This window comes from Corynebacterium striatum ATCC 6940 (genome assembly GCF_000159135.1).
Classification (GTDB): domain Bacteria; phylum Actinomycetota; class Actinomycetes; order Mycobacteriales; family Mycobacteriaceae; genus Corynebacterium; species Corynebacterium striatum.
Window position 1 is genome coordinate 112,942 of record NZ_GG667519.1, and the last position, 15,130, is coordinate 128,071.

General features: G+C 57.9%; 8 protein-coding genes and 1 pseudogene. 7 read left to right on the plus strand and 2 right to left on the minus strand.

All coding sequences use genetic code 11. From position 1 onward, the window contains the following. Positions 1-106, plus strand: a pseudogene (locus tag HMPREF0308_RS13555) (transposase); the annotation flags it as partial. Here HMPREF0308_RS13555 and HMPREF0308_RS14105 read toward each other — a convergent pair. Next, positions 72-434 (minus strand): FAD-binding domain-containing protein, encoded by a 363-nt coding sequence (locus tag HMPREF0308_RS14105; RefSeq protein WP_005527695.1) that lies wholly within the window; start codon positions 432-434, stop codon positions 72-74. The pseudogene HMPREF0308_RS13555 and the gene HMPREF0308_RS14105 overlap by 35 nt on opposite strands. Before the next feature lie 257 nt (positions 435-691). Next, positions 692-1,228, minus strand: coding sequence for a deoxyribodipyrimidine photo-lyase (locus HMPREF0308_RS14110; protein WP_005527696.1), 537 nt, complete (start codon positions 1,226-1,228; stop codon positions 692-694). Between the two features lie 294 nt (positions 1,229-1,522). On the opposite strand from HMPREF0308_RS14110, the gene rplJ reads away from it, so the two are divergent. From rplJ to HMPREF0308_RS00500, 6 genes are all read left to right on the plus strand, one after another. Then, positions 1,523-2,044 (plus strand): 50S ribosomal protein L10, encoded by a 522-nt coding sequence (gene rplJ, locus HMPREF0308_RS00475; protein WP_005527697.1) that lies wholly within the window; start codon positions 1,523-1,525, stop codon positions 2,042-2,044. 76 nt (positions 2,045-2,120) lie between these two features. After that, complete coding sequence (gene rplL / locus HMPREF0308_RS00480) at positions 2,121-2,507, plus strand: 50S ribosomal protein L7/L12 (protein ID WP_034656606.1); 387 nt, start codon at positions 2,121-2,123, stop codon at positions 2,505-2,507. A gap of 134 nt (positions 2,508-2,641) precedes the next feature. Next, positions 2,642-3,595, plus strand: a complete 954-nt coding sequence (gene pgfA, locus HMPREF0308_RS00485) for a cell envelope lipid trafficking protein PgfA (RefSeq protein ID WP_005527700.1) — start codon at positions 2,642-2,644, stop codon at positions 3,593-3,595. A gap of 232 nt (positions 3,596-3,827) precedes the next feature. After that, the gene (gene rpoB, locus HMPREF0308_RS00490; protein WP_005527702.1) at positions 3,828-7,322 is read left to right on the plus strand and encodes a DNA-directed RNA polymerase subunit beta; all 3,495 of its coding nucleotides are present in this window, start codon (positions 3,828-3,830) and stop codon (positions 7,320-7,322) included. 129 nt (positions 7,323-7,451) lie between these two features. Next, positions 7,452-11,444, plus strand: a complete 3,993-nt coding sequence (locus HMPREF0308_RS00495) for a DNA-directed RNA polymerase subunit beta' (RefSeq protein WP_034656504.1) — start codon at positions 7,452-7,454, stop codon at positions 11,442-11,444. Between the two features lie 429 nt (positions 11,445-11,873). Beyond that, a partial coding sequence (locus HMPREF0308_RS00500; RefSeq protein WP_005527704.1) for a YPDG domain-containing protein occupies positions 11,874-15,130 on the plus strand: 3,257 nt, incomplete at its 3' end.

Below are 15,130 nucleotides of genomic sequence, written 5' to 3' on the forward strand. Positions count from 1 at the left end.
GGGCGTGTCTACCCGCAGAATGAACGACCTGGTCGCCACTCTCGGCATCACAAACCTATCGAAGTCACAAGTTAGTGAAATGGCCAAAGACTTGGATTCGATGGTGGGGCCCGACCCCCGACGTGTCCACTTTCCGGGGGTCGGGCCCTGTCCCGAAACCACTCCTCGCCGTGACGCCAGTGGATGCCGAGGTTCTTCGTCAGGAACGAGCCAACGACCATGCGCACGTGGTTGTGCATGTAGCCGGTCTGCCAGAGCTCGCGCATGCCGGCGTCGACAAGCGGGATGCCGGTCTCACCCGTGCGCCAAGCTTCTAGTTCCGGCAGGGGATGCGGGCGCGGGTCCCTTTCAGAGGTGTCGATTCCGCCGCCGTCCCAATACCAATCGAAGTTCCGGAACTTGTCTCGCACAGGTTCCGTCGCGAGGTCTGGCACGTGGTAGAGGCGATGCCAGGCGAAGTCGCGCCAGAGCAGCTCAGAGTGAAAGCTTGAGGCGTCTGTCGGCAGCGCACTTGCAAATTGCCAGACTTCTCGTGCGGAAACCTCGCCCCAACGCAGGTGGGGTGAAAGCCGCGAGGTGGCTGGGCGTGCGGGGAAGTCGCGGCCTTTGTCGTAGTCAGAGAGATCAAGCGATGCGAGTCTGTCGCGGGCGGCTTTTCGCCGGGCGTCCAGTATTCCGCCAAAGACGCGGCTCAGCCGGGCGAGGGGAGCTCCTCCCAGGCGATAGCACCGGGGCCGTGGAGGTCTGGGACCCCGAGTGCCGGCTGCATGGTGTCTTGCAGAACGGCACGGGCAGCGCGTGCGAAAGCGCTGTAGACCTTAAAGGGTTTAACGGCGTGTGGCTCTACCAGGCAATGGGCAGCAAACGAGTGGGCCTCAAGGCCTTGAGCGAGGAGGGTGTCTTTGGCGGTGGCGTCGATTGTCGATAGATGATAGCGCCGGTTCCAGCACACCGCCGAGACCTTGTGGCTGGCGGCGAAGGCAGGAAGTACCGAGCGTGCGTCGCCGTTTAGTCTGTACAACGGCACGTTATAGGAAGCAAGGTTAGCTGCTAGACGGGAAAGAGAACGCTCCCTCCACCATGCAGTCGCGCTGCCCAGTGGGCGGCTGCCCGGGTATGCGGGCTCATCTAAGACGCAGGCGATCACCTCGCCGCGGGAAGCCGCCCACGTGAGCGCGGGGTTGTCGTGCAGGCGTAGATCATCGCGAATCCAATACAGAGTGGTCATGGTGGCAAGCTTAAGTGAAGGCTGCAATTTGGTTTTTGAGCAGCGCGGAAGTAAAGTACCCAACGAAGTTTGAACAGACGAGAAGTCTGACCAAGTTTCACCGAAGACCGTCGGTCATCCGGAAACGGATCGAAGGTTCCCAACTCAATGGGGCGGCCCACGCAGGAGACACTTTGCGATTAATCGCGGCATTTTCTTATGCCGCGCGCCCTGTGCTCTTGCACGGGGCATTTTTTATTGAAGATGTCTCGACGGAAATTTACAGAGATGTTTCGAAAGGAGGCGAAGTAGAACATGGCAAACCCGAAGAACACCGCAGATCTCGCGGAGCTCAAGGAGAAGCTCGCTGGCGCTGAGTCCATCGTGCTGACCGAGTACCGCGGCCTGACCGTTTCCCAGCTCCAGGAGCTGCGTAACAACCTCGGCTTTGACGTTGAGTACTCCGTCGCCAAGAACACCCTCTTCAAGATCGCCGCTAACGAGGCTGGCATCGAAGGTCTTGACGACAAGCTGACTGGCCCGACCGCTATTGCGTTCATCAAGGGCGAGGCAGTGGATGCCGCTAAGGTCATCAAGAAGTTCGCTGATGACAACAAGGCATTCGTCGTCAAGGGCGGCTACATGGACGGCAACGCTCTTACCGCAGAGCAGGTTGCTGCCATTGCCGAGCTGGACAACCGCGAGACCACTCTCGCAAAGCTGGCTGGCGCTATGAAGGGTTCTATGGCAAAGGCTGCGGCCGTATTCAACGCTCCTGCAACCAAGATGGTCCGCACTGCTGCGGCCCTGCAGGACAAGAAGGCTGCCGAAGCTTAAAGTCGCCGCATAAGGCGCACAAACTAAAACACAACAATCTGGGTCAGAAACTGGCCCAAAAGAAAGGATGGCCATCATGGCTAAGCTCACCAAGGACGAGCTCATTGAAGCTTTCAAGGAAATGACCCTCATCGAACTCTCTGAGTTCGTTAAGGAATTCGAAGAGGTCTTCGACGTTGAGGCTGCTGCTCCGGTTGCAGTTGCAGCTGCAGGCGCACCGGCTGCTGGTGGCGCTGCTGAGGAAGAGAAGACCGAGTTCGACGTCGTTCTGACCGACGCTGGCGCAAAGAAGATCGGCGTCATCAAGGCTGTTCGCGAGATCGTTTCCGGCCTGGGCCTGAAGGAAGCTAAGGAGCTCGTTGAGGGCGCACCTAAGGCTATCCTCGAGGGCGCTTCCAAGGACGACGCTGAGGCTGCAAAGGCTAAGCTCGAAGAGGCTGGCGCTTCCGTCGAGCTCAAGTAATTTAGCTTGCTACGACCCCGTTTCCCTTTTTGGGAGGCGGGGTTGTTCCCGTTTTAGGAGGCTTTGCACTTTACCCATCCAGACCCGCGCGCGAATTCCAAAGCAGGCGACCCCGGCCTGTAGAATAAGCCACCATGCTGCCCAAATCCCGTATCTTTTCCGTCCTGTTGCTCGGCCTCGGCGTTGCGTTGATCGCCGCCGGACTCGCGGCACCGAGGTTCCTCGACTTCGAACCGCGCCTGCCGCTGGACCTCGAGAAGACCACGTGGACGCTCACCGATGACTCCGCCAAGTCGCAAGTGGTCACCGGAGAGGGGACCAGCGCCTACGAAGGGCCCATGACCTATCAGCTCAACATGGAAATGCAGGACCCTTCAGACGATGAGAAGGTCACCGTACGCATCGGCGAGTCCGCTATGCGCGGGGACAGCGGTGAGCTCGCAGACTTGAGCATGGCCCGGGTGTGGAGCTACCCCATGGATCGCTTAAGCGGGCAGGCGCTTGACGACGCCACCCTTACGCACACCCTCGGCAGCCCCACGGCGAAGGTCACGGTGGACGGCAACTGGATGAAGTTCCCAGCCTCGACTGAGCAGACGACCTACCCAGTCTTCGACCCGTACTTGCGCAAGGCGGCCGACGCCGTCTTTGAAGAGGAGATGGACATCGACGGCCGTACTGTATATCGCTTTCACCAAGAAGTAGAGCCAACTAATCTCGCAACTCTGTACCCAGGGCAGACCACGACCATTTTCCGCAACGAGGACGACTCCACTGAGCAGGGATACCTGTTTCACAAGGCGACACGCGACTTCTACGTGGATCAAGCGACCGGCTTGGTGGTAGGAATGGACGTGGCCATCGATGACTATTGGGGCGACCGCACTGGTGCGGGCCGCGAGACTCAGTTCATGTTCGAGGGCAAGACTTCCGAAGAGGATCGCTCAGCATTCCTAGCGGAGGCCGCAAAGTTCCCGAAGCCGGCAGTCGGTAATGCTGTCCGCTGGGGCAGCTTGGGCCTTGGAGCGCTCTTGGCACTGATCGGTCTGATTGGATCGCTGGGTGCTTTCTCGCGTCGCCGCGGGTAACGACACGCAAAATTCAGCCTTTACATGGTGAGAGTTTTCATATAAGCTATATCGTTGCGCTGGAATCTGGATCTTCAGTGCACATTTAGCCTTTCAAGTAGGTGATGGCAAAACCGACTTGACAAGGTGATTTTGTGCTTTCTGAACCCAGAAATTCCACAGCAGACCGAATGCTAAAATTACCAGCGGTTTTGCACCTCGTCGGCCAGGGCGAGGAGGCAATCCGCGTGAGGTGCTGGAAGGACCCATCTTGGCAGTCTCCCGCCAGACCAAGTCAGTGGCCAATATCCCTGGAGCCCCGAAGCGATACTCGTTCGCCAAAATCAGCGAGCCGATCGCCGTCCCGGGCCTCCTTGATCTACAACTCGATTCCTTCGCATGGCTGATCGGCACGCCTGAGTGGCGTGAACGTGAGCAAGCCGAGCGCGGTCCAGAGGCTCGCGTCACCAGCGGCCTTGAGGACATCCTTGAGGAACTCTCTCCGATTCAGGACTACTCGGGCAATATGTCCCTGTCCCTGTCGGAGCCTCGCTTTGAGCCGGTGAAGAACACCGTCGACGAGTGCAAGGAAAAAGACATTAACTACTCCGCGCCGCTGTACGTGACCGCAGAGTTTATCAACAACGACACCCAGGAGATTAAGTCTCAGACCGTCTTCATCGGCGACTTCCCGATGATGACCGACAAGGGTACGTTCATCGTCAACGGCACCGAGCGTGTTGTCGTTTCCCAGCTGGTTCGCTCCCCGGGCGTCTACTTCGATCAGACCATCGATAAGTCCACCGAGCGTCCGCTGCACTCCGTGAAGGTCATTCCTTCCCGCGGTGCATGGCTGGAATTCGACGTCGACAAGCGCGACACCGTCGGCGTCCGAATTGACCGTAAGCGCCGCCAGCCGGTGACCGTTCTGCTCAAGGCCCTTGGTTGGTCCGAGCAGCAGATCAAGGATCGCTTCGGCTTCTCTGAGCTCATGATGTCCACCCTCGAGTCCGACGGCGTTGCAAACACCGACGAGGCTCTGCTGGAGATCTACCGCAAGCAGCGCCCAGGCGAGCAGCCGACCCGCGAGCTCGCTCAGTCCCTGCTGGACAACTCCTTCTTCCGCGCAAAGCGCTACGACCTCGCAAAGGTGGGCCGCTACAAGGTCAATCGCAAGCTGGGTCTGGGCGGCGACCACGACGGTCTCATGACCCTCACCGAAGAAGACATCGCTGTCACCCTCGAGTACCTGGTTCGCCTCCACGTCGGCGAGCGCGAGATGATCGCACCTAACGGTGAGACCATCGCGATCCACACTGACGATATCGACCACTTCGGTAACCGTCGTCTGCGTACCGTGGGCGAGCTCATCCAGAACCAGATCCGCGTTGGTCTGTCCCGTATGGAGCGCGTTGTGCGTGAGCGCATGACCACCCAGGATGCTGAGTCCATCACCCCGACCTCGCTGATTAACGTGCGTCCGGTTTCTGCCGCCATTCGCGAGTTCTTTGGTACCTCGCAGCTGTCCCAGTTCATGGACCACAACAACTCCCTGTCTGGTCTGACCCACAAGCGCCGCCTGTCCGCACTGGGCCCAGGCGGTCTGTCCCGTGAGCGCGCCGGCATTGAGGTCCGAGACGTTCACGCTTCTCACTACGGCCGTATGTGCCCGATTGAGACTCCTGAGGGTCCGAACATTGGTCTGATCGGCTCCCTGGCTTCTTACGCTCGCGTGAACGCCTTTGGCTTCATCGAGACCCCGTACCGCAAGGTTGTTGACGGCAAGGTCACCGACCAGGTCGAGTACCTCACCGCGGATGAGGAAGACAAGTTCGCTATTGCACAGGCTGAGCTCGAGAAAGATGCTGATGGCACCATCATCGGCGAGCGTATCGAGGTCCGTTTGAAGGACGGCGACATCGGAGTTACCGACGCTTCCGGCGTCGATTACGTTGACGTTTCCCCGCGCCAGATGGTTTCCGTGGCAACCGCCATGATTCCGTTCTTGGAGCACGACGATGCTAACCGTGCGCTGATGGGTGCGAACATGCAGCGCCAGGCTGTGCCGCTGGTTCGTTCCGAGGCACCTTTTGTTGGTACCGGTATGGAGCAGCGCGCGGCTTACGACGCCGGCGACCTCATCATCACCCCGAAGGCTGGTGTTGTAGAAAATGTCACCGCTGACCTCATCACCATCATGGATGACGAGGGCCAGCGCGACACCTACATGCTGCGTAAGTTCGAGCGCACCAACCAGGGCACCAACTACAACCAGACCCCGCTTGTTGAGCTTGGTCAGCGCGTCGAGGCCGGCCAGGTTCTGGCTGACGGCCCAGGTACCCACAACGGTGAGATGTCCCTCGGCCGTAACCTGCTGGTCGCGTTTATGCCGTGGGAGGGCCACAACTATGAGGATGCAATCATCCTGAACCAGCGCATCGTGGAAGAGGATATCTTGACCTCCATCCACATCGAGGAACACGAGATCGATGCTCGCGATACCAAGCTGGGCCCGGAGGAAATTACCCGCGAGATCCCGAACGTCTCTGACGATGTTCTGCGCGACCTGGATGAGCGAGGCATCGTTCGCATTGGTGCTGACGTTCGCGCAGGCGACATCCTCGTCGGTAAGGTCACCCCGAAGGGTGAGACCGAGCTGACCCCGGAAGAGCGCTTGCTGCGCGCCATCTTCGGTGAGAAGGCTCGCGAGGTTCGCGATACCTCCATGAAGGTTCCTCACGGTGAGAACGGCAAGGTCATCGGCGTAGCGCGCTTCTCTCGCGAAGACGACGACGATCTGGCACCGGGCGTCAACGAGATGATCCGCGTTTACGTCGCTCAGAAGCGCAAGATCCAGGACGGCGACAAGCTCGCTGGCCGCCACGGTAACAAGGGCGTCGTGGGCAAGATCCTGCCTCCAGAGGACATGCCATTTATGGCTGACGGCACTCCAGTTGACGTCATCCTGAACACCCACGGTGTTCCGCGTCGTATGAACATCGGCCAGGTTCTCGAGGTGCACCTCGGCTGGCTGGCACACGCCGGCTGGAAGGTCGACGTTGATGACCCCGCTAACGCTGAGCTGCTCAAGACCCTGCCGGAAGAGCTTTACGACGTCCCGGCTGGTTCCCTGACCGCAACCCCAGTGTTCGACGGTGCTTCCAACGAAGAGATTGGTCGCCTGCTGGCATCCTCTCGCCCGAACCGCGACGGCGACGTCATGGTTGACGAGCACGGTAAGGCACAGCTTTTCGACGGCCGCTCTGGTGAGCCGTACAAGTACCCGGTTTCCGTCGGCTACATGTACATGCTTAAGCTGCACCACCTGGTTGACGAGAAGATTCACGCTCGCTCCACTGGTCCTTACTCCATGATTACCCAGCAGCCGCTGGGCGGTAAGGCACAGTTCGGTGGCCAGCGCTTCGGTGAGATGGAGGTGTGGGCAATGCAGGCATACGGCGCTGCCTACACCCTGCAGGAGCTCCTGACCATCAAGTCCGACGACGTCGTCGGCCGTGTCAAGGTCTACGAGGCAATCGTGAAGGGCGACAACATCCCGGATCCAGGCATCCCGGAGTCCTTCAAGGTTCTCCTCAAGGAGCTGCAGTCGCTGTGTCTGAACGTGGAGGTCCTCTCCACCGACGGCACCCCGATGGAGCTGTCTGGCTCTGACGATGACGACATGGATAGTCCATCGCTGGGCATCAACCTGTCTCGCGACGAGCGTTCCGACGCTGACATCGCCTAAGACTTAAGAGCCAAGAGACTAGAGCTTTCTGGTCCGCCGTCCGATGGGGCGGCGGGCACACCGCATAAGAATTTTTAAAAGCCATCAACGTTCCCCGCATTATTCGTGGGGATGAAAGGGAGACATTACGTGTTTGACGTAAATCTCTTCGACGAGCTCCGCATCGGTCTGGCCACTGCCGATGACATTCGCCGTTGGTCTAAGGGCGAGGTTAAGAAGCCTGAGACCATCAACTACCGCACCCTGAAGCCGGAGAAGGACGGCCTCTTCTGCGAGCGCATCTTCGGTCCTACCCGTGACTGGGAGTGTGCTTGTGGTAAGTACAAGCGCGTCCGCTACAAGGGCATCATCTGTGAGCGCTGCGGCGTCGAGGTCACCAAGTCCAAGGTTCGCCGTGAGCGCATGGGCCACATCGAGCTCGCCGCTCCGGTAACCCACATCTGGTACTTCAAGGGCGTTCCTTCCCGCCTGGGTTACCTTCTGGACCTTGCTCCGAAGGACCTGGAGCGCATCATCTACTTCGCTGCCAACATCATCACCTCTGTTGATGAAGAGGCTCGCCACAACGACCAGTCCACCCTGGAAGCAGAGATGCTTCTGGAGAAGAAGGACGTTGAGGATGACACCGAGGCAGAGATCGCAGAGCGCGCTGCAAAGCTCGAGCAGGATCTGGCTGAGCTGGAGGCTGCTGGCGCAAAGGCTGACGCACGCCGCAAGGTGCAGAACGCTGCCGACAAGGAGATGCAGCACATCCGCGAGCGCGGCGAGCGCGAGGTCGCACGCCTGGACGAGATTTGGAACACCTTCCTCAAGCTCGCTCCAAAGCAGATGATCATCGACGAGACCATCTACGAAGAGCTCATCGACCGCTACGAGGATTACTTCACCGGCGGCATGGGTGCCGAGGCTATCCAGACCCTCATCCGCAGCTTCGATCTCGAGGCCGAGGCTGAAGAGCTCAAGGAAATCATCAACAATGGCAAGGGCCAGAAGAAGATGCGCGCGCTGAAGCGCCTGAAGGTCGTAGCAGCCTTTCTGCGCTCCGGTAACGATCCGGCTGGCATGGTCCTGGATGCCATTCCGGTTATCCCGCCAGAGCTGCGCCCGATGGTTCAGCTGGACGGTGGCCGCTTTGCTACCTCCGACCTGAACGATCTCTACCGCCGCGTTATCAACCGCAACAACCGCCTCAAGCGCATGATCGATCTCGGTGCTCCTGAGATCATCGTGAACAACGAGAAGCGCATGCTGCAGGAGTCTGTTGACGCCCTCTTCGACAACGGCCGTCGCGGCCGTCCGGTCACCGGACCGGGCAACCGCCCGCTGAAGTCCCTGTCTGACTTGCTCAAGGGTAAGCAGGGTCGTTTCCGTCAGAACCTGCTGGGTAAGCGTGTTGACTACTCCGGCCGTTCCGTTATTATCGTCGGTCCGCAGCTGAAGCTCCACGAGTGTGGTTTGCCGAAGCTTATGGCTCTCGAGCTGTTCAAGCCATTCGTCATGAAGCGTCTGGTGGAAAATGACTACGCACAGAACATCAAGTCCGCTAAGCGCATGGTTGAGCGCCAGCGCCCTGAGGTGTGGGACGTTCTGGAAGAGGCTATTTCCGAGCACCCAGTGATGCTGAACCGTGCACCTACCCTGCACCGTCTGGGTATCCAGGCATTCGAGCCGAAGCTCGTTGAGGGTAAGGCAATTCAGCTGCACCCGCTGGCTTGTGAGGCGTTCAACGCTGACTTCGACGGCGACCAGATGGCAGTTCACCTGCCGCTGTCCGCCGAGGCGCAGGCAGAGGCTCGTGTCCTCATGCTCGCTTCCAACAACATTCTTTCCCCGGCATCCGGTAAGCCACTGGCTATGCCGCGCCTGGACATGGTTACCGGTCTTTACTACCTGACCATGGACAAGGCGGAGAGCGAGATCGGCGGCGAGGGTCGCTACACCGAGGCCACCGAGAACGGTCCGGCTACCGGCGTTTACTCCTCCTACGCTGAGGCCATCATGGCTCGCGACCGCGGCGTTCTGGGCCTGCAGGCCCCGATCAAGGTCCGCATCTCCCACCTGCGTCCGCCGGCAGAAGTTGAGGCTGAGCAGTTCCCTGATGGTTGGCAGAAGGGCCAGGCATGGATGGCTGAGACCACCCTTGGCCGCATCATGTTCAACGACTTGCTGCCTTGGAACTACCCGTACCTCGAGGGCGTCATGGTCCGTAAGGGCGGGGCTAAGAACTCCGTACTGCTCGGTGACGTCATTAACGACCTCGCTGCTAAGTACCCGATGATCACCGTTGCCCAGGTTCTGGACAAGATGAAGGATGCCGGTTTCTACTGGGCAACCCGCTCGGGCGTGACCATCACCATGGACGACGTTTTGGTCCTTCCGAACAAGACCGAGGTTCTCGAGTCTTACGAGAAGGAAGCACAGCGCATCGAGCGCAAGTACTGGGAGCAGGGTGCGCTTACCGAGCGTGAGCGTTACGACCGCCTGGTTGAGCTCTGGAAGGACGCTACCGACACCGTTGGTAAGGCAGTCGAGGATCTCTACCCGGATGACAACCCGATTCCGATGATCGTTAAGTCTGGTGCAGCAGGTAACATGCGTCAGATCTGGACCCTGGCCGGTATGAAGGGCATGGTCGTGAACTCCAAGGGTGACTACATCACCCGTCCGATTAAGACCTCCTTCCGTGAGGGTCTGTCGGTCTTGGAGTACTTCAACAACTCGCACGGTTCCCGTAAGGGCCTGGCCGATACCGCACTGCGTACCGCGGACTCCGGCTACCTCACCCGTCGTCTCGTCGACGTGGCACAGGACGTCATCGTCCGCGAAGAGGATTGTGGCACCCGCCAGGGCGTCCGCGTTCCGTTGGGCGAGCTGGTTAACGGCACCCCGGTATTCGATGAGCTGTGGGAAACCTCCGCTTCCGGCCGCGTTGTCGCTTCTGACGTCAAGGCTGAGGACGGCACCGTTGTTGCTGAGGCTGGCAGCGACCTGACCGAGGCGCTCACCGCAGAGATCCTGCGCGCTGGTGTTACCGAGATTAAGGTTCGCTCCGTGCTGACCTGCCAGACCCCAGCCGGCGTTTGTGCGAAGTGCTACGGCAAGTCCATGGCCTCCGGCAAGCTCGTCGATATCGGCGAGGCAGTCGGCATTGTGGCTGCGCAGTCCATTGGTGAGCCGGGTACCCAGCTGACCATGCGTACGTTCCACCAGGGTGGTGTCGGTGGCGATATTACCGGTGGTCTGCCACGTGTTCAGGAGCTCTTCGAGGCTCGTAACCCGAAGAACCGTGCGCCGATCGCTTCCGTCGACGGCACCGTGTCCCTGTCGGATGAGGGCAACTTCTGGACCCTGACCATTACTCCGGACGACGGTTCGGACAACGTGGTTTACGAGAAGCTGTCGAAGCGTCAGGGCCTGGCACAGGTCCGCCGCCCGATGGAGTCCAACCCGGACGCAATGATCGAGCGTTCCCTCCGTGATGGCGACCACGTCACCACTGGCGAGCGCCTGATGCGTGGTGCTGCTGACCCGCACGATGTGCTTGAGGTCCTCGGCCGCCGTGGTGTTGAGAAGCACCTCATTGACGAGGTGCAGGCTGTTTACCGTGCACAGGGTGTTGCTATCCACGATAAGCACATCGAGATCATCATCCGCCAGATGCTGCGTCGCGGTACCGTCATTGACTCTGGTTCCACCGATTACCTGCCGGGCGTTCTGGTTGACCTCTCCGAGGCCAAGCAGATCAACGCCGCACAGGTTGCCGAGGGCGGCGAGCCAGCTCAGCTGCGCTCCGAGATCATGGGTATCACCAAGGCATCGCTGGCTACCGAGTCCTGGCTGTCCGCGGCCTCCTTCCAGGAGACCACGCGCGTGCTTACCGACGCCGCTATCAACAAGCGCTCCGATCAGCTCATTGGTCTGAAGGAGAACGTCATCATCGGTAAGCTCATCCCAGCTGGTACCGGTATCTCGCGTTACCGCAACATCTCCGTTAAGCCGACCGAGGCCGCACGCAACGCTGCGTACTCGATCCCGACCTACGGTGATTCCATCTACGGCGACGATGGCTTCGGTGAGTTCACCGGCGCATCCGTCCCGTTGGATGAGGACTTCACCTTCTAGGTAAAAGCGAGGTCAGCAACGTCGTAGTTTCTGACCCAACAAAAAGCGTGTCTGAGCCCCAGACACGCTTTTTCTATGCGAAAACGACGAAGCTAACAGAGGGTGCGTATCTTTCTAAGAATAAACTTAAGCTGTTTTGCCACGTATGCGAGCTAGGTGGAAAACCAAGGTGCACTGACTAGGCAGATCCCCCCTCTTTCGGAATGTAGAAACTGTTAGTCATTGATAGTGATAACAGTATTCAATGGTGATAGTGATAACAGTATTCAATGGTGATAGCGGTTGCGCTACCCAGCGATATTCGATAGCGTTTCAGGTTGGGGACAGTGCGGACTCAGTTAAAACTAAGCTTCCCGTACGTCCAGTTGCAGATTATAGGGTGAGAACCTGTTCTCTGATGTTTCTAAATTTTCATAAGGAAGGCGTTTCATGAATATGAAAAGCTTTAGCGGCGTGACTCGCCGTCGCGGCACTTCCATCGCTGCCGCTGCTCTCTCTGTGGCTCTCGTGGCTCCATTTGTCCATCCAGTTGTGAATCCGGCTGCTACGCCGGTTGCTGTTGCTCAGGACGCAGCACCTGCGCAGGATCGCAGTGTTGATCCGCGAGGCACTTCGGAAGCGACTGCTATTAAAGCGGATGGTACCTGGGGTCAAAAGCGGGGGTACCAGGGTACGGTCTATTTGGATCGCGACTCAGGGCCGGAAGCGCAGAATGAACCTGACGAGGCTATGCCTGGTGTCAAGGTTTTCTTGCAGTACATCAATGGCAAGGGCCAAGTTTCGCCCATCTACTACACCACCTCAGATTCTGAAGGCAAGTTTGTCTTCGACTTGTCTAATCCTCCAAAAGACGGCCTGGGTAACCCTATTGAATTCCAGTTGGCGGGGGATGGAGCGTTTCAAGTCCGCACGTGGGCAGAAAATCCAGACCCGGACAAGTACACCTTGGCGGCCGGCGGCGACATGTACAGCGGTCGCTTCCATGATCGTCTGACTCGTAAATGGGAGAGCTGGGATTTCACGGCTGGCATTAATCGCATTGTGGGGGCAAAGGTTGTTTTCCAAGAGCGTCCGAACGTAGACAACTGGCTTGCGAAGCCTGAGGCGGACTGGACTGAAGCTCCGACTACCGATAAAAAGTGGCCCGAAGGTGGAAATTATGGCACGGCTCGTGGCAGTGTCTGGTGGGAGAATAATGAGTCCATGGGCTCCCTGGCAAACCAATACTTCAAGGGTTCTTCAGACCGAGCTGCTACCGGTGTCAAAGTCGTCGGATCTTATGTTAACGATGAGGTAGCACGTCAGTTTGACAAGTGGAAGGACGACCACAAGAACTACACTCGTGAACAGTTCCGTGTTGCCCAAGGGGAAATCGTTGAGAAATACCAAGCTGAGCACGGTACAGGCTCCCATATCGCAGAGTCTCGCGTAGCTTACGTAAAAGACGACGGTTCTTTCTACCTTCCATTTGCTGGTTTGTATGGCATTGGCCGCTACAACAAGGGCGGCCGAACCACTGACGAAGAATGGGGCAAGCTCGTCTCCAAAGAAGACGAAGCGCACGGAAACCTAATGCAGTGGAACGGCACCGTAGGCCAGCGTCACCGCCACATCAACACGGAGTATATGTACTTGTATCCGGTAGTCGGTGATAATCGCGACCTATGGATGGGTAATTACCAGGACAACATGTTCCAGCCCCCGCATGGCGGAAACCTCGGTATTGAGCTCGCGTCAGCGAACATTTCTGTCCAGCACTTCGCGTTGCTGACTCCGCGCCCAAATCATGACGTCTTCAACTTCGACAATGCTTCTCACACCGCAGCTCCTGGTGATACCGCCAAGTCGAAGACTGCCGGTCTGGTTCCTAACCAGACGTATGCTATTCAGTGGTTTGCGGACGGTAAGCCAATTGATAAGACGGTTTGCACTGTTCAAGCTGACGAGCTAGGTGCGTTGAAGTCCTGTGACTTCACGGTCCCGAAGAATCTCTCCAAGCCGACTGTGTACTCTTCTCAGGTATTCGCTGCCGATGCTTCGGGCAATCCCACGGGCACGCTGCTTCTGGCGGATTCTTTCCTAGCCGACCCGACCGTCGTTCGTTACGACGACACCACAGGCACAGCCAAGGAAAAAGATCTTGAAGCCAAGCCGTCTTTTGACAACCCGAACACTGACGTTGTCGAAGAAAAGCCGCAAGGTGCAACCTTCGAGTTCGCGGATCCTGCTGTTGCTGAAAAACTGGGCTTGAAGATCGATCCTTCGACAGGCGTAGTTACATGGCCTGCGGGTAAACAGGTTGAAGGTAAAAACGAGGTGCTCGTAAAGGCCACATGGACCCCTGCTGAGGGTGCTCAACCAGTATCGCGTGAGGTTCCTGTGAAGTTTGATCTGAAGGCACCAGGTTCGAAGGATAGTGAATCTTTCGATCCTAAGTACAAGGATGGCTCTGGTAAGCCGGGCGATGATGTGACGGTTCCAGCTCCGACCTTTACTGGCAAGGACGGTAATGCGACCGAGGCTCCGAAGGACACTAAGTTTGCTCCGGGTGCGGATGCTCCGGTTGGTGTAACGGTTGATGAGACCACTGGTAAGATCACTGTTCCGATTCCGAAGGATGCCGAGCCGGGTTCCAAGATCACTGTTCCGGTTGAGGTTACTTATCCGGATAATTCTAAGGAGACCGTTGAGGTAACTGTCACCGTTGAGAAGCCGGATGCTCCTGTTGAGGCGGACAAGGATAAGTTCGATCCTAAGTACAAGGATGGTTCTGGTAAGCCGGGCGATAATGTGACGGTTCCTGCTCCGACCTTTACTGACAAGGAAGGTAAGGAGACCGAGGCACCGAAGGATACTAAGTTTGCTCCGGGTGCGGATGCTCCGGTTGGTGTAAAGGTTGATGAGACCACTGGCAAGATCACTGTTCCGATTCCGAAGGATGCCAAGGCGGGTTCCAAGATCACTGTTCCGGTTGAGGTTACTTATCCGGATAATTCTAAGGAGACCGTTGAGGTAAGTGTCACCGTCGTAGTCGACGTTAATGTTGGTGCAATCCGGGATACCAAGGTTCAGCGCGGTGAAAAGGTGTCTATTCCGGTCAAGTCGACTGACGGTTCTGAGGTGTCTGTAACTGGTCTTCCTGACTTCCTGAAGTACAACCCGGAGACCAAGGCCATTGAGGGTACTGTTCCTGCGGATGCTGATCTGACCTCTTATGATGTTGAGGTGAAGGCGTCCTTGAACGGTAAGGATGCCACGGATGAATTCAAGCTCACCGTGACTGAGCGCATGATTGCAGATCCGGATACCGATGGTGACGGAATCCCAGATTCTAAGGATCCGGATATCGATGGTGACGGTGTCAATAACTCTGATGAGAAGGCTGCCGGTACTGATCCGTACAATCCGGATACCGATGGTGATGGCACCAATGATGGTGATGAGGACGCTGACGGTGATGGCAAGTCCAACAAGGAGGAGTCTGACCCGGACACGGATGCGACCACCGATACCGACGGTGATGGCATTCCGGATATCATCGATAAGGATGATGAGGATGGTCCGAAGGGTGATAAGGATGATGACGGCATCATCAATGAAGAGGATCCTGATGCAGATGGCGACGGGGTTTCCAATGATGATGAGAAGGCAGCTGGCCTTGATCCGCTGAACCCGGATACCGATGG